Genomic DNA, 21,933 nt, shown 5'->3' with positions numbered 1-21,933 from the left:
TTATTCCAATCCAAATTTATATCTTGTGATCGATGAATACATTTCTCCTTTATCCAGAACCATCGACGGAAAACCCGGGTGATGGATGCTATCCGGATAGGCTTGAGTTTCCAGACAGATTCCCAAGTGCTTTCTGGAAGGTACTCCCCTGAATTCCCCCTCCGCATTTAGAGAGTTCCCCGAGTACACGACAACAGCGGGTTCGTCCGTTTCAACTGTCAGGGTACGCCCGCTATCAGGGTCCTTCAGTACAATCTCATGATCATGATTTGTATCCAATAGTAACGGATGATCGTATCCATTTCCAACGAGAACATTTTGGGGATGATCCGATTCAGCTCCCGTTTTTATCGTACCACCTTTTCTAAAATCAAATGGCGTACCTTCCACATCCAACATACTGCCGGTCGGAAGGAATTTCTCATCCAGTTCAAGAAAACGTGAACTTTTCAGATACAAGGAATGATCTAAAACATCCCGTTTCAAATTGCCGCTCAGGTTAAAATAAGAGTGGTTCGTAACAGTAAGCAGCGTTTTTTGATCGGTTTGCGCCCGATACTGGATCGATAATTCATTATCGTTATTCAGTCTGTAAGTTACTTCTATGTATAAATTCCCCGGATAGCCTTCCTCGCCATCCCTGCTTAAATAGGAAAACAGAACACCGTCGTCAATGACTTTTGCATCCCAAACCACCTTGTCGAAACCCTTTAATCCACCATGAAGATGGTTACTGTTATCATTTTGGGCCAGTGTATAATTCTTACCATCCAGTTCAAAGCTGCCACCCTTAAGGCGACCTGCCACCCGTCCTACCACCGCACCAAGAAAATAAGGATCTTTGAGATACTCATCAAGCGTGTCATGGCCGAGGACAACATTTTCAAATTTCCCATCTCGATCAGGAACTTTCATTTTCGTGATGATACAGCCATAATTAATGGCGGTCACTTCCATCCCATGATCATTTTTAAAAGTGAATGAATGCACAGGCTGGCTGCCAATCTGGCCGAACTTCTCTTTCAAAACTTCCATGCAGATCCTCCTCTCTTTTTTAAAGGCTGTTTTCGTAAAGATTGGTGTTAAAATCTTAAAGCCGATTTTAACGTGATATAAAGCCATTTTGCAGTTCGTTTTTAAGTGTGTAAGCTCTTTTCTCATAATAAGTTTCAATTTTGTTAAGAAACCTGGGTCATTCAATCTCATTTTGTAGTCAATAGCAACAAAGTTTGAGAAAAGAGCCTTTTTAAAAGAAAGCCCCACAATAAGTGGGGGATGTTATCTCCTGAATTCTCTTAACTGGTCATTAAGAGTCTTTGTCTGTGTGTATACATTTTGATAGATTGAAAAGAGCTTCTTATATTGTTCAACATTTTCCGGGATTGGCTCATAGGTTTTAGAGACTTGAATGAATGCTTTCGCGCAATCCTTCAATGATGGAAACCATCCGCAGCCATATGCAGCGAGCATTGCCGCTCCCATTCCAGGCCCTTGTTCACTTGCCAGCTTTTCAATTTTCGCATTGAAGATATCTGCCTGCATTTGCAGCCATGTTTCATTTTTCGCTCCGCCGCCGATGGAAATGATGGAATCAATCGTCTTTCCGCTGCTTCTGAAAATCTCAATCGATTCATTCAAGGAGAATGTAATTCCCTCTAGGACAGCCCGTGCAAAGTGCTTCCGTTCATGTGAAGCATCGATTCCGATAAAGCTGCCGCGGATCGCTGAGTCGGCATGCGGCGTTCTCTCCCCCACAATATAAGGAGTAAATAACAGTCCGTTGCTGCCGGCTGGCACCTCATCCACTCCCGCTAAAAACTGATCAAACTCTTCCTGTTTAGCAAAGGTATCCTTGAACCAGCTTAGGCTGTAACCAGCTGCCAGCGTGACGCCCATCGTGTAATATGCATTCTCTTCTCCATGATTAAAATAATGAACCTTTCCTGCAAAATCGAGGTCATTTCTCTCTTCATAAGACAGAACAACACCAGAGGTTCCAATGCTGCACAGGCTTTTCCCTTCCGATAAAATCCCGGAGCCAATCGCACCGCAAGCATTATCAGCACCGCCTGCAAACACTTTTGTTTCTTCCGCTAACCCGGTTGCCTTCGCAAATTCAGGTGAAATGTTGCCAACGAATTCATGGGATTCCACCAATGGAGGACAAAACTCAGCAGAAAGTCCAAATGCCTCAAGTATTTCCTGGCTCCATTGACGCTCAGCCATGTTCAACAATAAAGTTCCGGCAGCATCAGAGTATTCCATCTGGATTTCCCCGGTAATGCGATAACGCAAATAATCCTTAGGAAGCAAAAAAGTGCTGGCAGTTTCGAATACCTGCGGTTCATTTTCTTTTACCCAGAGGATCTTTGGCAAGGTGAAGCCTTCCAATGCCGGATTCTTCGTTACCTCCAGCAGCCTCTCTTTGCCAACAACACTGTAAATCTCCTCACATTGCTTCGTAGTTCTCGTATCATTCCATAAAATCGCATTCCTTAAGACCTGATGGTTTTCGTCTAATAAGACAAGTCCGTGCATTTGCCCCGAGAAGCTGATGCCTTCGATTTCACTGGCTTCCCCATCAAATTGGCCTAAAAGTTCCGCAAGACCTTCAGTCGTTTTTTCAACCCATTCTTCAGGGTTTTGTTCACTGTAACCAGATTTCTCAATGATCAGCGGATAAGATTTAGAAACTTCCTTGCACACTTCCCCATTTTGATTGACCAGCAGTATTTTAACGGCACTTGTGCCAAGGTCCACACCGATGACGTATTTCATCGCGATCCTCCTATTTTATAGAAATGGGGCTGTCTAACAGGGCTGGCCCTCACAGTAAGGACTTAGCACTTCTCTTTTTAGACAACCCCAATGCTTATTTAAAAATTATACTGTTACGCTTGAAAGAGTTTCCAGCAGGTATTGATTGATTACCGCTTTTAAGCGTTCTGTTCTGCCAGACAGGTTTTTGATTTCCTTCAATTGATAAGCGTATTCTTCAAGTTCGCGGAAGTTAGTCTTGCCCTCTGCAATCTTTAAGCCGATTCCAGTAGTATAGCTGCTGTAGCGTTCTTCAATGAAGCTATCAAGCACTTTATCTTCTATTAATTTGTTTGCCACTTTCAGGCCGACTGCAAATGCATCCATGCCGGCAATATGTGCGTGGAACAGATCTTCTGCCTCGAAAGAACCTCTTCTTACTTTTGCGTCGAAGTTCAAGCCGCCGCTTCCCAGTCCGCCATTTTTCAGGATTTCATACATTGCTAGTGTGTTAGTATACAAATCTGTCGGGAATTCATCTGTATCCCAGCCAAGCAGTGTATCACCCTGGTTCGCATCCACTGAACCTAGCATTCCGTTAATGCGTGCCGTTCTTAGTTCGTGCTCAAAAGTATGGCCGGCAAGTGTAGCGTGGTTTGCTTCAATATTGAACTTAAAGTAATCTGTCAGATCGTATTTTTGCAAGAAAGCCAGACCAGTAGCAACATCAAAGTCGTATTGGTGCTTAGTAGGCTCTTTTGGTTTTGGCTCAATCAGGAATGGCACATTCAGGCCAATCTCTTTTGCATAATCGACTGCCATATGGAAGAAGCGGGCCAGGTTGTCCTGTTCAAGCTTCATATCTGTATTAAGCAGGGTTTCATAGCCTTCACGGCCGCCCCAGAAAACATAGTTTTCGGCACCAAGTTCTTTTGCCACTTCAAGACCTTTTTTTACCTTCGCTGCAGAATATGCAAATACATCTGCATTTGGAGAAGTCGCAGCTCCGTGAGTATACCGTGGATTCGTGAACATATTCGCCGTGTTCCAGAGCAACTTTGTCTTGCTGGTTTTCATGTATCCTTTAATCATGGAAACAATCTCGTCCTGGTTTTCATTGGTTTCCTTTAAAGTGCTGCCTTCTGGAGCGATGTCCACATCATGAAAAGCAAAGAAAGGAACATTCAATTTTTCAAAAAGTTCAAATGCAGCCTCAACACGTGCCTTTGCCAGATCCATGCCCTGGTAACGGTCCCATGAACGGATTGCCGTACCCACACCAAATGGGTCAGTTCCATCAGCGGTGAATGTATGCCAGTACGCTACAGAGAAACGAAGAATTTCCTCCATTGTTTTTCCATTGATTTTTTCTTCCGGATTATAATATTTAAATGCAAAAGGATTGTTGGAGCGTGGACCTTCAAATTGGATTTTGTTTACTGATTCAAAATAAGCCATGCCGTAATTCCTCCCTGGTTTTTAATAAATGTAAATGCTTACAAAAGTTTTTTCTACAACGTTGCTACAAACAAATTATAGCATCCGATACTTAGTTTGTCTATCTGATAAACTAAGATAGCTTAAAGAAATTTTGAAGTTTTATCAATAGGTTCATAGTAACCCCCATAATCAACACTACACAATAACCGTTACCCCCATTCTAGATTTGAAAAGTTATTTAGTGGATGATTACAAGTTTGTATGTTTGAACAACTAAGTTTGTGTTAAAATAAAGATATTATCGTATAAGGGGTTAAAAAAGTGGGAACTTTGACGTGGAATCAGCATGTTGTAAAGAAAAATAATAAAGCACTTGTCCTGAGTTTGATCATTGAAAAAGAGACGATTTCCCGGGCGGATATCGCCGGTGTAACAGGATTGAATAAGACGACTGTTTCTTCTTTAGTCAATGAATTATTAGAAGAAGATCTTATTTATGAATCTGGCCCAGGGGTATCAAGCGGCGGCAGGAGGCCGGTCATCCTCCATTTCAATAAAAAGGCTGGATATGCGATTGGCATTGACATTGGCGTCAATTATATCCTGGCGGTATTAACTGATTTAAAAGGACAGATCATCGTTGAAAAAAGCCAGAATTTAACTCGAACCTCCTATTCTGCGATTATGAATAACGTTCAAACGATGATTCAATCGCTTATAAATGACATGCCTGAGAGCAGATATGGCATTGTCGGAATTGGTGTGGGTGTCCCGGGGATTGTTAATAAAGAAGGCTCCGTCCTGCTTGCTCCAAATTTAGGGTGGACGAACATCCAACTAAAAGATGACCTGGAAAAGATGTTCAATGTCCCAATCATCATCGAAAATGAGGCAAATGCCGGGGCTGTTGGCGAGCAGCAGTTTGGCGCAGGCCAGGATTATGAAAACATCCTTTATGTCAGTGCAGGAATTGGAATCGGTGTCGGAATTATTTTAAACAATGAACTCTACCAGGGGAAAAGTGGATTTTCAGGTGAAATGGGCCACATGATTATTGAATTGAACGGGAAACATTGTAACTGTGGCAGCAGAGGATGCTGGGAAGCCTATGCCTCTGAAAACGCCCTGCTGGAAATGGCCGGAGAAAGTATTGATTCACTGGAATCGCTGATTGAGCTTGCCCAAAACGGCGAAAAATCAGCAATCGACCTTTTTGAAAAGATTGGCCAGTACTTAGGCTTCGGAATCAATAACATCATTAATACCTTCAATCCTGACCAAGTGATCATTGGGAACCGTTTAGCCATGGTAAGGGAATGGATTGAGCAGCCTATTCTTACAACGATCGAGAACCATACACTTGCCTTCCACCAAAAAGAGACGCACCTGGAGTTTTCAAAGCTTGGAAAATATTCAACTGCTCTGGGAGTATCTGCTTTTGTCGTAGACAATTTTATTAAAACAGAAGAAGCATAGATAACAAACAAAACCCGATTCAGCCAATGAATCGGGTTTTTCTTTGTTAAATTTACCGCTCAGCATAAGGATCAATTGTTTGGATCGTTCCATCTTCATTATATTTTAATTCCGTGAACTTCACCGAACGTTTATGGTTCACGCCGCCGGACATCGAGCAGTCATGATAGAATAAATACCATTTATCCTTGAACTCAACAATCGAATGGTGGGTTGTCCAGCCGCTGACAGGTGTAAGAATCGTGCCTTTGAACACAAATGGCCCCTGTGGATTCTCGCTGACAGCATAAACAATTTTATGAGTCGTGCCCGTTGAATAAGAAAGGTAGTAGAGACCATTATACTTATGGACCCACGGACCCTCAAAATATCTCCGGTCCTCGTCACCCGCTAAAATCGGATTGCCATCTTCATCGACAATGGAGATCTCTTTTGGTTCCCCTTTAAAATTCAGCATATCATCCGTTAATTCAGCAACGATCGGTCCTAAAGCAGGTGCCGTCGGTGCTGGGCCTTCAGCATCAGGGATGAACGTACCTGTCTGCCATTTCTCAAGCTGACCTCCCCAAAGGCCGCCAAAATAAACATATGCTTTTTCATCCTCATCGACTAACACCGCTGGATCAATGCTGAAGCTTCCAGGAATATAGTTCGGCTCAGGCTTGAAAGGCCCTGCAGGATTCTGGCTTGTCGCGACGCCAATCCTGAAGATTCCCTCTTGGTCTCGCGCCGGGAAAAATAAATAATAGGTATTATTTTTGTATGCAACATCAGGAGCCCAAAGCTGCTTGCTTGCCCAGGGGATATCTTTTAGATGAAGCACTTCCCCGTGGTCAATACATGGAGCATCGGCATCTTCCATGGAAAGGACATGATAATCCTCCATTTTATACTGATCACCATTATCATTAGAAGGCTCATCATGATCAAGGTCATGCGAAGGATAAATATAAAGCTTGCCTTCAAAAACATGCGCGGAAGGATCTGCTGTAAATATATGGGTAACCAAAGGTTCATTCTGCTTGGAATTTTTCACACTGATAACCTCCATGTTCATATTGATAGGACATGGGGAAAGTTCCCATGTCCCAAGTTATTACACAATCTTTATACTGTGACCTTTTCATCCTTTTTCAAAGAGGAATAGCAGGCATCAATGACACGCATATTTGCAATTGTCTTTTCTGCTGGATAAATCAGCGGTTTCTTTTCAAGGATGGCTTCTGAAAAGTGATCTACTTCAGCTAAATAAATATCTCCTTCAACCTGCTCCGTTCTTTGCTGGCCTTCAGATTCAACTATTATCGACCCTACCCCGTCACTGACATCCGGACGGAAAGCATTAGGTACCAGGACTCTTCCCTTTGTTCCGACTATCTCATATTCATTTCTGAATGATGCCTCAAAGCTACAATCAAAGACACCTTGAATGCCTTGGTCAAATTCCATGTAGGCAACAGCTGAAACATCTACGCCTGTATCCGGGTCAAGCTTACCATGCACATGGATATTCGCAGGCTCCGCTTCTAAAATCGTCCGCATCGCATGGATGCAATAGCAGCCAATATCATAAATACTGCCGCCACCCAGACTTCGATCCATGCGGATGTTCGTGTCACGGTCCTCCATGTAAAAGGAGAAACTGCTTCGCATCAGCTTAACCTCCCCAATTTCTCCAGAGGCGATGATTTCCTTAACACGCTCGTGCTGAGGGTGGAATTGGTACATAAAGGCTTCCATGAATAATACATTCTGTTCCTTGCAGTACCTGTCCATCTCGATCATTTCCTCAGCAGTTAGAGCTGCCGGCTTTTCACAAAGAACATGCTTCCCGTTCCTGGCCGCTTCGAGAACCCATTTCCGGTGAAGGCTGTTAGGCAGCGGAATATAGACAGCATCGATAGTCGGGTCTTGCAGCAGTTCTTCATATGTTTCATATGCTCTGGGAATATTCAGTTCCGCAGCTGCTGCAGCCGCCTTGCCATTCGAGCTGGCAATTGCTTCAACCTCTGCACTCGCAGATCTTTGAATGGCAGGAATGACTTGCGTCTGCGCTATGTTAGCGGTACTAAGGATTCCCCATTTAATTTTTCGCATCGAACATTCCTCCCTTATTATACGTCCTGGTGAATGGACTGCCTATTTCTTGCTTGAAATATCAATCCAAACCGCGACAATCAAAATCAAGCCTTTCACAATATACTGCCAGAAGGTTTCGATGTTCATCATGCTCATTCCATTATCAATACTTGCCATGATCAATGCACCGATCAGCGCTCCAACAATTTTTCCTTTGCCGCCAATCAAGCTTGTTCCGCCGATGACACAGGCTGCAATCGCATCGAGCTCATACATGTTACCTGCGCTTACTGTTGCGGCGTTTAATCTGCTTGTCAATAAAACACCTGATACCCCTGCAAGGGCACCCATGGTGATGAAAACCCAGAGTGTGTTCTTTTTAATATTAATACCGGAAAGCGCAGCAGCTTCCTGATTGCCGCCAATTGCATATACATATCTTCCAAATGCCGTTTTGTTGGAGATGAAAATAAAGATACCGGCAAGGACGACTACAATCAAAATAGGAAGCGGAATGCCCAGATAGCGGTTCAACATATAAGTAATCAATAGAATGAAGAACGAATAGGCGGAAATCTTTCCATAATCCACTTTAGCAGACGGCAGAATCAGCCCCATGCTTTCTCTCTTCTTACGATTGCTCGCAGTCCAAAAGAAGAGCAGGACAATGCTGATGACTGCAAGAATGTATCCTGGAATGTAAGGGAAATAGCTATTTCCGATCTCTTTGAAGCTGGCATTCATCGGAGCAACCGTCTGCCCTTTGCTGAGGCCAATCAAAATTCCACGGAAGATTAACATTCCTCCAAGGGTAACGATGAAGGCTGGTACGGCACGGTAAGCGACCCACCATCCCTGCCATAAGCCAAAGACGGCCCCGATTACGACTGCAGCAAGCACGGCCATCAATGTGTTCCAGTCATACCATACCTGTAAAATCGCAGCGATGCCGCCTGTCAAACCGACTAATGAACCGACAGATAAGTCAATATGGCCGGCGACAATAATTAAAGTCATCCCAATTGCAAGAACCGCAATCACGGACATTTGCGTAAATAAGTTTGATATATTGCGCGAAGATAAGAACTCGCCGCCTGTAAAAAAGCCAAAAATAATCGCGATTAAAACCAATGCAATGATAAGAGTGTACGCCTGCATGTCAAACTTGAAGCTGAGTCCTCTATTCACCTTTGCTGTATTCTCAACTGTTGGCAATTGATTCACGTTTCTTCCCTCCTGTTGCGAATGTCATGATTCTTTCCTGTGTCGCTTCGTCTCTTGAGAGTTCTCCTGTAATGGTCCCTTCAGACATGACGAGAATCCTGTCTGACATCCCCAGGACTTCCGGCAGCTCAGAAGAAATCATGACAATTCCTACTCCCTGCTGGACAAGCTCATTAATGATCTTGTAAATTTCATATTTTGCACCAACGTCAATCCCTCTCGTTGGCTCATCGAGGATCAATACCTTGGGGTCATTCAGAATCCATTTACTTAAAACGACTTTCTGCTGGTTCCCTCCACTTAATTGCCCCACCTTTGTTTCAAGGTTCGGAGCTTTCAGCTTCATCCTGCTGTTGATTTCAGAGGCGCTTTTAACTTCAAGAGCCTGGTCAATCACCTTCAGTTTCATGACCTTATTTAAAGCCGTCAATGTCGTATTCTTGGCAATATCCATGCCAAGCACAAGGCCATATCGCTTACGATCCTCAGAGACATAGGCGAGTCCTGCTTTTATGGCATCGGCCGGCTTTTTAATATCCATTACCTTATTATCGATGGAAACTGTGCCCTGCTTCTTTCCTTTCAGGCCGCCAAAAAGACTGATGAATAATTCAGATCTGCCTGCGCCCATCAATCCGGCAATTCCTAATATCTCACCTTTTCTCAAGGTAAAAGACACATTATCAATAACCGTTTTTCCGCTTTCGTCGAACGCTGAGTAATTTTGAACATCAAGGATCTTTTCACTGCTGATGGGATGCTTTTCATATGGAAACAGCTCTTTTAACTCACGGCCTACCATCTTCGTTACGATCTTATCCTCTGATAGCTCATTAATTGGATCCGTGCTGATTGTCTGGCCATCCCTTAAAATCGTGACTGTATCTGCCAGTGCCATTACTTCGCCAAGCTTGTGTGATATGTAGATGCAAGTAACACCTTTAGCCCGAAGATCATTGAGCAGCTTCATCAAAATCTCGACATCACTTTCAGTCAATGCTGCTGTCGGCTCATCCAGGATCAATATATCGGTCCTTTTCGTCAAAGCCTTCGCTATTTCAATCAGCTGCTGCTTTCCGACGGTCAAATCTCCCACTCTCGTCTGCGGATCAATATCCAGGCCAATTTGGTCCAGCCACTTTTGTGCTTCTGAATAAATCCTGTTCCAATTGATGACTTTTGCTCTCATATAGTCGTGACTCAAAAATAGATTCTCAGCCACAGACATTTCCTCCACCAGTGCCAGCTCTTGATAGATGATCGCTACACCGGCATCTTGTGATTCTTTGATCGATTTAAACTGAACTTCCTGGCCATTTATTAAAATTTGCCCTTCATATGTACCATGCGGATAAACCCCGCTTAACACTTTCATCAAGGTTGACTTGCCAGCACCATTTTCACCACAAAGTGCATGGATTTCACCTTTACGTACTGAAAAGGTAACATTGTCCAAAGCTTTAACTCCGGGAAACTCCTTCGTAATACCCTTCATTTCGAGAGCATAGGGTGTCATTTCCGCTTCACCACCTTAAGCTTAAATTTCGTAGTTTTACAGATAGAAAAACTCCTGGCGAACAAATTTAAAGCCAGACTGACTGCCTATCATTTGATTTGCCAGGAGCGCTAATGAATCTTGATTCCTTTTATTAAGGGCGTGCTGGACGCTCACCTTCAGGTACATTTTTATAAACATCATCATAAGAGTGGAATCCATCCTTGATGACTGTATCAACAATGTTTTCTTTTCCTACCTTGATTGGATCAAGCTTGATGAAAGGCACATCCAGTTTTCCATTATTCACTGTTGAATCAGCTTCAGGTTTTTCCCCCTTAGCCAGTTGTACGGCAACCTCAGCACTTTTCTCGGCAATCGCTTTAATAGGTTTATAGACTGTCATTGTTTGAAGCCCTTCAGCGATACGCTGAACACCTGCCAAGTCAGCATCCTGGCCCGAAATCGCAACCTTACCTGCAAGACCCTGAGCCTCTAGTGCCTGGATTGCTCCGCCAGCCGTACTATCATTTGAGGCCACCACCACATCAATATCATTTTTATTAGCAGTTAAAGCATTCTCCATGATCTTAAGCGCCTCGTTTGCGTCCCAGCCTTTTGCCCACTGATCACCAACAACTTCAATGTCGCCTTTATCAACAAGCGGCTGGATGATGTTCATTTGGCCCTCTCTGAACATTTTTGCGTTATTGTCAGTTGGGGAGCCGCCCATCAAGAAGTACTTTCCTGTTGGCACTTTTTCCACTAAATATTCAGCCTGCATTTCTCCCACTCTTACATTATCAAAGGAAACATAAGCATCAATATCCGTACCATTTACCAAACGGTCATAAGCGAGTACAGGAATCCCTTCAGCCTTCGCCTGGTCCACTACTGTTGTAAGAGCATCAGAGTTGATCGCGATAATGACAAGTGCATCAATATCTTGAGAAATCATGTTCTGAATCTGGGAAACTTGTTTCGCCTCATCACCATTTGCCGATTGAACCAATACATCTGCACCTAATTCCTCTGCTTTATCAACAAAGAAATCTCTGTCATGCTGCCAGCGCTCCAATGTTAAGTCGGAGACCGACAGGCCGATTCTTAACTTGCCATTCCCCTCATCCTTGGCGTCACTGCTGGCCCCTTTACCGCCAGCATCCTGTCCGCATCCAGAAACAACAAGCACTAAAACAAAGACAAGCAGAGCCGATAGAAAACCCTTACATTTTTTCATGAACCATTTCCCCCTCTTATTTTTTAATTGTTTAATTAATTTCATTTTAACAACGGAATCTTAGTTTGTCTACAAGATAAACTAAGTTTATTTTAGTTCAGAAGGGGCTAGTAACTTTCCAAATCAAATTTAGTAAAAAGGATGTTAAGGAAAGGGGATGATGTACAGGAGTTCAAGATAGTTAAAAAGGAGAGTGCTTCAGGCACTCTCCTTTTTAACTGATAACCTTGCAATTGCTTGTATTGCATCCCCTAATCGCCAATCTGATAAACCCTCGCCTCATGCGGATCAAGCAGGTTTTCTCTGCTTTCAATCTTCGGCTTATAATTGCAGATAATCAGCTGTCTTCCCTTTTCCTGCAGTTCCCCAGGTAAAGCAAAGGTTTGCTGCTCATCTGAATGGTTCAGGACAATCAACCACGTTACCCCGTTGTATGAACGTGTGTAAACGTACAAATTTTCATCATCAGGCAATAAATCCTGATAATCTCCGTAGACCATAACCTCATTTTCTTTTCGCAGACTGATCAGCTTTTTGTAATAATAATAGACGGATTCCTGGTCTTTCAATGCGGCCTCCACATTGATGTCTTTGTAGTTCGGATTGACTTTGATCCATGGTTCGCCGTTTGTAAAGCCTGCCTGTGGAGCATCATTCCATTGCATCGGTGTTCTGGAATTATCCCGGCTCAACAGCAGCAGGCTTTCAAAAACCTCCTGTGGATCGCGTCCTTTTGCTACTTCCTCATAGTATTTGTTTCTCATGGCAATATCGTTATAATCCTCAATGGAGTCAAACCTGACTCCGGTCATCCCGATTTCTTCACCCTGATATATATAAGGAGTTCCTGGCAGTGTATGGACCATTGTCGCCAGCAGCTTGGCCGACTGTTCGCGATATTTCCCGTCATTTCCATAACGAGTCACTTGTCTCGTATGGTCATGATTGTTCAGGAATTGAGAGTTCCAGCCTTTTCCCTTTAAACCATCGTACCAGCTTGATTGGATTCTCTTAAAACGGATCATATCCCATGTCGGCATTTCGTCTGCCACCTGGAAATGGAATAATGTATTAAGTTCATTTCGGTCTTCATCGACATAGAGAAGCCCCTCTGTTGGTGTAACAAAAGGAATTTCCCCTACTGTCATGGCATCATAATGTTGAAGTACCTCGCGATTCATTTCCTGTAGGTAATCATGAATTCCTGGATTGTTGGCAAGGTAACTAATATCATATGGATTTTCGGCGTCTGAAAAATCCTCTCTTTTGGCAAGAAGATTGATCACATCCATACGGAAACCATCAATCCCTTTTTCAAGCCAGAATCGCATCATTTTATATATTTCATTTCGCAGCTCAGGATTTTTCCAGTTAAGGTCCGGCTGCTCCACCGCGAAAGAATGGTAATAATATTGCCCTGTTGCAGGATCAAGCTCCCAGCATGATGGGGCAAAATAGGAACGCCAGTTATTCGGCTCCTTCCCTTCTTTTGGATCTTCCCAAATATACCAGTCCCTCTTCGGGTTATCCTTAGAGGAGCGGGATTCAAGAAACCATGGATGCTGAACAGATGTATGGTTGACGACTAAATCCATGATCACCTTCATACCCCGGTTATGGATTTCCTGGACCAACTCCTGAAAAATAGCCATGTCTCCAGCCTTCTCCATTACACGATAATAATTCGAGATATCGTACCCATTATCACGGTCTGGAGATTCATAGAAAGGATTCAGCCAGATCACGTCGATTCCAAGACCTTTAATGTAATCGAGCTTTTCAATTACTCCCTTCAAATCACCATATCCATCACCATCGGAATCATAAAAGCTTCGCCAGTACACCTGGTAAACAACAGCCTCTTTCCACCACTTTTTCTTCATTCCAGCACCTCAGTTCCATGAAAAAGGGCCCAATATAGGCCCTTTTCATTATTTTGTTAATCGATATACCCTTGCTTCATAAGGCTGAAGCGTCAATTCATCGATTGATTCATTTTCGTCTACTTCAAGATTTGAAATCAGCAATTCCTTCGATGAATAACGAACACTATCAGGAAGAGTAAAAACAGGATTTTGGTCGCTGAAGTTACAGATCACCAATAATTGATCATCCCCAAGTGTCCGGGTATAAGCAAAAATCTGCTCATCTTCTTCCATTACTACATCATATGTGCCGTACACGACTACTTCGTTTTGCTTTCTTAGTTCGATGAGCTTCTTATAGTAATAGAAAATAGAGTCTTCATCTTTTAAAACTGCTTCGGCATTGATCGTCTCATAATTAGGATTTACATTGATCCATGGCGTCCCAGTTGTAAACCCGGCATTGGCGCTGCTGTCCCACTGAACAGGAGTCCTTGCATTGTCACGGCCGCGCTCATGAATTCCCTTGAAAATTTCTTCATGTGTCAAGGAATCAGGAGTTAAATCGCGATAAGCATTCAATGTTTCGATATCCCGGTAATCATTGATATCATCGAATTTCACATTCGTCATGCCGATTTCTTCACCCTGGTAAATATATGGCGTACCCTGCATCATATGGAGGCAGGTAGCAATCATCTTGCCAGATACAACCCTGTGCTCATCAGAATCATTGCCCCAGCGTGAAATAGCCCGCGGCTGGTCATGGTTGCTCCAATAAAGACTGTTCCAGCCGTCTTTTTCCAGACCCTTTTGCCATTTAGTGAAGATTTCCTTCAGCTCGGTCAGCTTCCATTCGCGCGGATCCCACTTGCCGAATTGTCCGTCACCGAGGCCAACATGTTCAAAATGGAACACCATATTCAATTCTTTCCGATCTGTACCTGTATAGAGCTTGCCTTCGTCAACCGTAACACCTGGCATCTCTCCGACAGTGATTGTGTCATAATTGCTTAGGGCTTCTTTGTTCATTTCCTGGAGAAATTCATGGATTTTCGGGCCATTCATATAATACTTGCCGCCATCCCCGTATTTATGTCCTTCACGGACTTCCGCTTGAGGATAGCTTGTATCTTTTGAAATGAAATTGATGACATCCATCCGGAATCCGTCAATGCCTTTATCCAGCCAATAACGCATCATTTCATATACTTCGTTTCTTAAGACAGGGTTCTCCCAGTTAAGGTCTGGCTGTTTTTTGCTGAAAAGGTGGAGATAGTACTCGCCTGTCTCTTCATCGTATTCCCAGACACTCCCGCCAAAAGCAGCTCCCCAATTTGTCGGCGGCTCGCCATTCTCCGGCTTTTTCCAGATATAATAGTCTCTGTATGGATTGTCTTTTGACTTCCGGGATTCCTGGAACCATGCGTGCTCATCGCTTGAGTGGTTGACAACAAGGTCCATCATGATTTTGATTCCATGACGGTGAGCTTCTGCCAGCATATTATCAAAGTCCTGCATGGTGCCAAACTCGTCCATGATATTCCGGTAATCAGAAATATCATAGCCATTATCGTCATTAGGTGATTGATAAACCGGAGATAGCCAGATCACATCAATGCCTAGCTCGCTTAAATAAGGAATTTTTTCCGTTATTCCATTGATGTCTCCGATTCCGTCTCCATTTGAATCATTGAAGCTCCTCGGATAAATTTGATAAATAACACTTTCTTTCCACCAGGTCTTGTTCACATCAATACACTCCGATCAAATTAAAAATCTATTATAATAATAAAGTTATTTTATCGAACCTTTCATGACACCGCTAATGATCCATTTCTGGGCAAAAATGTACACGATGATCATCGGTGCTAGTGCCATCAAATAAGAAGCAAATGCCAGATTATAATCCGTGCTGAATTGCGATTGGAAAATATACTGAACAAGTGGAAGAGTCGCCATATCCCTGTCACTCAGCAAGACGAGCGGCAGCATGAAGTCATTCCATGCTCCAAGACTGGTAATGATCGCGACTGTAGCGTTCATTGGTGCAAGCAGCGGGAAGATAACCTTCCAGAAAACACCCCAGGTACTTGCTCCATCCATGATCGCCGCCTCTTCCAGTTCCACAGGAATGGACTTGATATATCCAATATAAATGAATACGTTGAAAGATAGATTGAACACGATGTACAGGATGATCAGTCCAACCAGGTTATCCATTCCCCATGCGCTTGTCTGTTTTACAAGCGGAAGCATGATAATCGGAAAAGGAATGAACATCGCACTTAAAAAATAGAAGTATAAAAACTTATAAAACTTCTTATGCATGTTCCTAGCAATCGCATAGGAGACAAGTGAATTTGTCATTACAGTAAATATGACCACAAAAACCGTCACAAACGCACTGTTTTTGAATGCATTAAAGAAATTTGTCATTTCAATCGCATTGGCAAAGTTATCAAAAGACCATGTATTCGGCAGCGCCAATAAATTGCCAGCCATTTCAGGCGGAGTTTTAAAAGCGATGGTAACCGTTAAATATAGTGGAAATAGTATCAACAATGACCCTAAAATCAAGAGAGTGGTAATGACCCAGCTATTTTTTTTGCGATTCATCAGTTTTCCACCTCTCTTTTATTTAAGAATTTTAATTGAATGACAGAGAAGATAATAATCACGATAAAGTAAATGACGGCATTGGCAGATTGATAGGCAAATTGCCCGCCTTCAAAACCGCCGCGGTAAATCAGCAAGGAAATTGATTCTGTTGATTTTCCTGGTCCGCCGCCTGTCAATGCGACGATCTGGTCGAATACCATCAAGAAGTTTTTGAGGGATAAAACCATATTAATCGTAAAGAAAGGCGCGATTAACGGGAATGTGATTCTCCAGAACTTCGTCCAGATACCGGCTCCGTCAATGCTCGCAGCTTCATATAAATCCTCGGAAATCGTCACCAGTCCAGCAAGGTATAGAATCGTATTGAAAGATACAGCCTGCCATACCGCGACAATGACAATCCCAATCCAGGCAAGATCCGGATTACCAAGGATATTCATGCTAAGGAATTCCCAGCCCATTGCCTCGCCGACTCTAGGCAGCACATGGGCAAAAATGAAGTTAAAAATAAAACCGACAATCAATATGCTAAGAATATAAGGCAAGAAGTAGATTGCCCGAAGAGTCTTATGGAATTTAATTTTCGAATTAAGCCCAATCGCAACGGCAAGGCTTATGATATTTACCAGAATGGTAGAAACAATAGCGAATTTAAATGTGAACAGGTACGCATCACCAGCACGGCCGTCCTTGAATACATTCAAGTAATTTTTTAATCCTACAAAGTTCCAGTCCCCATAGCCTTTCCAGTCTGTGAAGCTGTAAAAAATCCCCTGCAATGCAGGATAGCTATGAAAAATGAAAAAAAGGATGAAGGCAGGTATGGCAATGAACAGGAAAACATTATTTTTCTTTTTCATGATGATGACAACTCCTTTTTAGGAAAGCCAGGGATCATAGGACACCCTGGCTTGTTTGCGGATTAGCGATTTTGTACTTTTTCCCACTCGCTGTCCATTTTTTTCAAGAATTTTTCCTTATCTTTCTTGATCAAGAATTCCTGTACCAGGTTTTCAGCTCCCATTCCTGCTGGATAATAGTGATCCGGGAAGCTGGTGATGGCACCTGTTTCAAAGTTGCTCTTGATTCCTTCAAATACAGGGTTTTCCTGGTAAACACCTTCAATAGCAGAGAATGCCTTTTGCTCGTCAATATATTTTTTAGCCGTTTCCTGATTCATCATGAATTCAACAAATTTCATTGCTTCTTCTTTATGCTCTGTATCTTTGCTAACAGTAAGGAGTACGTCAACACCTGATACCAATTTATTTTTTGCAGGGTCATTTGTAACTGGCATTGGGAACACGCCCAATTCCATGTCAGGGTTTGCTTTCAGGATTTCTGGAATCGCCCAGTTGCCCTGTAGATAGAATACGGACTTTCCGTTGGCAAAAGCATTATTTCCATCGCCATACGCCACTCCCATATTATCCTTGTGTCCGTATTTCACCAATGTTGCCATCTTATCAGCTACTTCATCATAGCTTTCTACAAATGATGTTTCACCAGCATTCTTTTTTTCGGCGAAATCTTCACCTGCGACATTAGCACCAAGTGAGTTCCAGGCAATCATGCCAGTCCATGCATCCTTCAATGTAAAGTAAATCGGAGTGTCTCCCGCCGCCTTCACTTTATCAAGGCTTGCGATGAACTCATCCCAGGTAGTTGGAACTGTAAGTCCGTGCTCTTCAAACTTTGCCTTGTTATAAATAACCGCATTTGCATTCGTTGCATATGGCAGACCAAATGTGCCCTTCTCTTCAGGTCCAACTAGACGGTTAACCATGTCAACATATGAAGGCTGAACTTTCTTTTCTAGTTCTGAACCAGAGAAATCTTCCAATACTCCTGCACGCCCTAATTCACCGTAAGTTGCATTTCCGGCGATGGACATAATATCCGGGAGATCATTTTTAGTAAGACGTGTCTTCAGGACTGTTTCAGCTTCAGGCGGAGCATCCAGTTTGATCTTGATATCCGGGTTTTGCTTTTCGAATTCTTTAATTAATCCCTTATAAGTCTGAATGCTTTCGGATTTATTGGAAAACAGCTCTAATGTTACTTTTCCATCATCCGCTTTGTCTGAAGAGCAGCCTGCTAATAAGGAAGCTCCCATTGCTACTGCCATTACACCTGCTGTCATTTTCTTGAACATGTCTATTCCTCCTAAGTTTTCACGCTTTTAACGTAAACGTTTACTTAAATGTGTTTAGAAAAAGAGAGTCATTAAGCTCTCTCTTTTACACTTAATCTTTCAACTACTTTATGAGGCATAATCCGGCTTTCCGGAATTTCACCTGTTTCCAGTATCTTAAATAACATTTGTGCTGATGCTTCCCCCATTTTTACCAGCGGCTGGCCGATTGTCGTAAGCGGAGGAATCGTCATTTCAGCAAGGTTCAAATTATCGAAACCAATCACGGACAGCTCTTCAGGTACTTTTATTCCCTGCTGGTAAGCCGCTGATAAAACACCCATGGCAATTTCATCACTTGCCGCAAAAATCGCTTTTACCTCAGGAAATTGTTCCATCATTTTCCTCAAACCATCCAGCCCATCATGAAAGCCAAAGCCCTTGCTGTTAACGATATTTCTCTCATCGCAGGCAATCCCATGGTCTCCCAAAGCCTTTTGAAAACCATCAATCCTCGGTTTCCCGGCAACGATATCTTCTTTATTCCCGCTGATCATGCCGATTTCAGTATGTCCTTTATCAATTAAATACTTCGCAGCTGCATAGGCAGCATGGAAGTCATTGACCTTTACATAAGGAACCGGGAATGCATAGGATTCTGTTGATAGGAGAACGATGGGCATTTTTGATTTCTTGACATACTGATAATATTCATCCTTCAGTATTTCACTCGCAAAAATGATTCCATCAACCCTTTTTTCGATCAACAGCTGAAGATAATTCATTGTTTTTTCGCCATTTGATTCAGTATGGCAAACAATGACACTGGAGCCGTTTTCATTTGCTGCCTTCTCAATCCCATCCAGCAGGTCTGTCACCAGCGAGCTGGAGAGCTTTGGAAAAAGGACGCCGATCGTATGGGTTCTTTTATTTATTAATCCTCTGGCTACAGCATTGGGTGAGTATCCAAGCTCTTCAATGACCTTCAATACTTTTAGTTTAGTCTTTTCCGAGTAGCCTGCCTGGCCATTCAGAATCCTTGAAACTGTTGCTATCGAGACATTGGCCTTCTTGGCAACGTCTTTAATCGTATAGGACATATCCCACCTGCCTTGCACCAAAGATTAATAAAAAACGAAAACGTTTACGTAAAAATAATAGCACGTTATGCAAACCCTTTCAATAGTTTTTAACTAAAAATATACTCCCATTTTTTATCGCTTTCAACATCCACCTACAGTGAAGACTATTCTTTGACTTGTTACCAAGGTAGCATAAGAACTATCAAAACCGTCCGCGGGAATAAAATTCCTGAACCGAACATTTGGATATTTCACAATGCAAAAAAGAAGCACAGTTCCCTATGCTTCTTTTCATCTATACTATAGGGACAATATCTTAACACGTTCTAATTAATGTGAATATCATCAATTTTTCCTAATTCTTCTTCACTGAGTTTCAAATTCGATAAGGCAGCAACATTCTCTTCGAATTTACTAACACAAACCATGTTCTCTGCTTTAAGAACTCGATGTTCGCATTGCCAATGATACTCTCCGCCTAAAGCAGAGAGTATCATCAATCCATTAATTCAACTCTTTCACTTTGTATAAATAAAAATCATCCAAACTTCCCCATGCACCTTGGCCCGCTTTAATGCTCGCTCCAATTGTTATGCTTCCATCAAGTACCGGGATTTCCTTTATTTCAGGGTTATTCCAGTTCACCCAGCCATTGACCGATGTATCGAATTTATATTCCTGGTCACTGGTTTTAGCATATAAGAACATTTCCGATTCGTCTGCGTCCCCGCCTTGCAGGAACATAGAAAGATTATAATAGCCTGGTTCCAGGCCAGTAATTGTCTGTTCAACCTTGAAGTCAACCGCTTCGCTTGAATAAAAATGCAACGAGTAATTTCCTGTTTTTGCATCAGCAGCTTTTTCTTGATAATCAGTATGCGGTGTAACTCCTTCTGGATAGATGATGTTCCACATGCTTCTGTCACTTTCTTCGAAACCTGGGTTCTGCACAAAATTCTCCGGCTTGATTTCCAGATTTGCTTCTACTGTGTAACCGCCATCTACAGCCCCTGTAATTACATAGGTTCCAACACCAGTGTCAATTGCTTGTTGCAGAGCCTCCTGATCCCATTGAACTGCAACGGAACCTTTGCTTCCATCATTATAAGTAACCGTAACGGTTTCTGGCAGCTGCACGGATTCACCTGCATTGGCTTTAATCGACAGATCTTTAATTTCATCGATTCTCAAAGGAGCGACTGCACCTGTATCGACATACTTGAATACATTCAAGGATGGCAGCGGATGGCCATAAAAATCAAATAATGCCTGATTGTCTACCGCACTTCCTCCATACCATTGTCCTGCATCTTCAGGATCGTATTCAGCCGCAAAGCTCGTAGCCCAGCCTGATCCATACTTTTCCCAAAGCTTTTGGTTTTTTTTCAGTTTTTTATCTGGTGCAGCAGGAATCCATGCTGGTTCCCAATAGAAAACACCCATCCCTGCTTCTCCTACGTTCGCAACAGCCTCCATTACATCTCTTACGGCAGTTGCCTGTCCTTGGACAGTTACAGGGTAATTCAGAGTTTGGCCAGAGCTTTTCGGTGCGGTATTTCCATGTCCATCTCCGTCTTCGCTTGTGTACGTATATGATGTTTCAGCCACCATCACTTGTTTGCCATATGTGTCGGCCACATTCTTTAGAACAGAGGTCAGATTAGCCAGTGTACCATGCCAAAATGGATAATATGAGCTTGCAAATACATCATAGTCAACAGCATTCTCATCCAGTGTCTTAGCAATGGAAGCATATCTTCCGGCAGTTTCCGGGTTAGTAAAATGCAATGCAACTAATATACTTGAATCCACCTCTCTTACTGCCCTGCTTCCTTCATTGAATAACTGACTCATTTTATCCCATTCATATTCTCCAGCCAGCCCTCCATTTGTTTCATTGCCTACCTGCACCATCCCAATATCGATGCCTGCATCCATCATAGCCTGCAGGCTATCTTTGGTAAATTGATAAAGTGCTGCTTTCTTATCTTCAAAACTTAAATTCTTCCAAGCTTTCGGAGCCTGCTGTTTACCAGGATCTGCCCAGAAGTCGGAGTAATGGAAGTCCACCAGCAGCTTCATTCCATTTTCAGTCGCCCTTTTGCCAATTTCGATCGCTTTATCCACATCATTATTGCCGCCGCCATAACCATTTCCTCTTGCATTATACGGTTCATTCCAGACACGGACACGGACGTAATTCACACCAGCTTCATTCAAGGTTTTGAAAATATCCTGTTTCTTTCCAGCTTCATTGTAAAATTTCACACCGCTTTGTTCCAGCGCGATAATGCTGGATACATCAACACCTTTGATAAATCCATCATCAATGCCGTCCACTCTTTTCACGAAAATGTCAGCTGCTGCTGGTTCAGGTATTTCCACATTACCACCTCCCAATGAACTTAAGCTGAAGCTGTCCAGATAACCCCATGCATTCGGTGCGCCGGAAACGATGGCTCCCACCTTGAAATCAGCCGCCGCTTCAGCAAGATCGAATTTCAAAACAGCTGTTCCCC

At 42.8% G+C, this 21,933-nt stretch carries 16 protein-coding genes and 1 pseudogene; 1 reads left to right on the top strand and 16 read right to left on the bottom strand.

The window, feature by feature from the left end:
* The 3 genes from J7E38_RS07040 to xylA all read right to left on the bottom strand — a co-directional run bounded on the left by J7E38_RS07040 (position 1) and on the right by xylA (position 4,215).
* Complete coding sequence (locus J7E38_RS07040; protein ID WP_214706097.1) at positions 1-1,035, bottom strand: aldose epimerase family protein; 1,035 nt, start codon at positions 1,033-1,035, stop codon at positions 1-3.
* 243 nt (positions 1,036-1,278) lie between these two features.
* The gene (gene xylB / locus J7E38_RS07035; protein WP_214706095.1) at positions 1,279-2,778 is read right to left on the bottom strand and encodes a xylulokinase; all 1,500 of its coding nucleotides are present in this window, start codon (positions 2,776-2,778) and stop codon (positions 1,279-1,281) included.
* Positions 2,779-2,883: 105 nt separating this feature from the next.
* Positions 2,884-4,215, bottom strand: a complete 1,332-nt coding sequence (gene xylA / locus J7E38_RS07030) for a xylose isomerase (protein WP_214706094.1) — start codon at positions 4,213-4,215, stop codon at positions 2,884-2,886.
* A gap of 303 nt (positions 4,216-4,518) precedes the next feature.
* On the opposite strand from xylA, the gene J7E38_RS07025 reads away from it, so the two are divergent.
* Complete coding sequence (locus J7E38_RS07025) at positions 4,519-5,673, top strand: ROK family protein (RefSeq protein ID WP_214706092.1); 1,155 nt, start codon at positions 4,519-4,521, stop codon at positions 5,671-5,673.
* A 52-nt stretch (positions 5,674-5,725) separates the two neighbouring features.
* On the opposite strand, the gene J7E38_RS07020 is transcribed toward J7E38_RS07025, so the two are convergent.
* The 13 genes and pseudogenes from J7E38_RS07020 to ganB all read right to left on the bottom strand — a co-directional run.
* Positions 5,726-6,709 (bottom strand): glycoside hydrolase family 43 protein, encoded by a 984-nt coding sequence (locus tag J7E38_RS07020; protein WP_353049943.1) that lies wholly within the window; start codon positions 6,707-6,709, stop codon positions 5,726-5,728.
* A gap of 71 nt (positions 6,710-6,780) precedes the next feature.
* Positions 6,781-7,770: a Gfo/Idh/MocA family protein gene (locus tag J7E38_RS07015; protein ID WP_214706086.1), complete on the bottom strand. Its 990-nt coding sequence runs from the start codon at positions 7,768-7,770 to the stop codon at positions 6,781-6,783.
* Between the two features lie 42 nt (positions 7,771-7,812).
* Positions 7,813-8,967, bottom strand: coding sequence for a sugar ABC transporter permease (locus tag J7E38_RS07010; protein WP_483297162.1), 1,155 nt, complete (start codon positions 8,965-8,967; stop codon positions 7,813-7,815).
* On the bottom strand, positions 8,954-10,492 hold the full coding sequence (locus tag J7E38_RS07005) for a xylose ABC transporter ATP-binding protein (RefSeq protein WP_214706083.1): 1,539 nt from the start codon (positions 10,490-10,492) through the stop codon (positions 8,954-8,956). Before J7E38_RS07005 ends, J7E38_RS07010 begins: the two co-directional genes overlap by 14 nt.
* Positions 10,493-10,625: 133 nt before the next feature.
* Positions 10,626-11,711 carry a D-xylose ABC transporter substrate-binding protein gene (gene xylF / locus J7E38_RS07000; RefSeq protein WP_214706081.1) on the bottom strand — a complete coding sequence of 362 codons (1,086 nt, stop codon included), beginning with the start codon at positions 11,709-11,711 and terminating at the stop codon, positions 10,626-10,628.
* Between the two features lie 251 nt (positions 11,712-11,962).
* Complete coding sequence (locus tag J7E38_RS06995) at positions 11,963-13,594, bottom strand: glycoside hydrolase family 13 protein (RefSeq protein ID WP_214706079.1); 1,632 nt, start codon at positions 13,592-13,594, stop codon at positions 11,963-11,965.
* A gap of 48 nt (positions 13,595-13,642) precedes the next feature.
* Positions 13,643-15,328: a glycoside hydrolase family 13 protein gene (locus J7E38_RS06990; RefSeq protein WP_214706077.1), complete on the bottom strand. Its 1,686-nt coding sequence runs from the start codon at positions 15,326-15,328 to the stop codon at positions 13,643-13,645.
* 45 nt (positions 15,329-15,373) lie between these two features.
* Positions 15,374-16,195: a carbohydrate ABC transporter permease gene (locus J7E38_RS06985; protein ID WP_214706076.1), complete on the bottom strand. Its 822-nt coding sequence runs from the start codon at positions 16,193-16,195 to the stop codon at positions 15,374-15,376.
* Entirely contained in the window at positions 16,195-17,058 is an 864-nt protein-coding gene (locus J7E38_RS06980) for a carbohydrate ABC transporter permease (RefSeq protein WP_214706075.1), read from the bottom strand. The genes J7E38_RS06985 and J7E38_RS06980 overlap by 1 nt, the downstream gene beginning before the upstream one ends.
* A gap of 62 nt (positions 17,059-17,120) precedes the next feature.
* On the bottom strand, positions 17,121-18,353 hold the full coding sequence (locus tag J7E38_RS06975; RefSeq protein WP_214706074.1) for an ABC transporter substrate-binding protein: 1,233 nt from the start codon (positions 18,351-18,353) through the stop codon (positions 17,121-17,123).
* A gap of 71 nt (positions 18,354-18,424) precedes the next feature.
* Positions 18,425-19,432: a LacI family DNA-binding transcriptional regulator gene (locus J7E38_RS06970; protein WP_214706073.1), complete on the bottom strand. Its 1,008-nt coding sequence runs from the start codon at positions 19,430-19,432 to the stop codon at positions 18,425-18,427.
* Positions 19,433-19,918: 486 nt separating this feature from the next.
* Complete coding sequence (locus tag J7E38_RS24450; protein ID WP_483297161.1) at positions 19,919-20,605, bottom strand: Ig-like domain-containing protein; 687 nt, start codon at positions 20,603-20,605, stop codon at positions 19,919-19,921.
* Positions 20,600-21,781: pseudogene (ganB, locus tag J7E38_RS24445) on the bottom strand (arabinogalactan endo-beta-1,4-galactanase); the annotation flags it as partial. The gene J7E38_RS24450 and the pseudogene ganB, both read right to left, overlap by 6 nt.
* Between the last annotated feature and the right edge of the window lie 152 nt (positions 21,782-21,933).

It is taken from the genome of Bacillus sp. ISL-35, from assembly GCF_018613355.1.
Classification (GTDB): Bacteria; Bacillota; Bacilli; order Bacillales; family Cytobacillaceae; genus Mesobacillus.
This window is presented reverse-complemented; position numbering and strand designations above follow the sequence as displayed.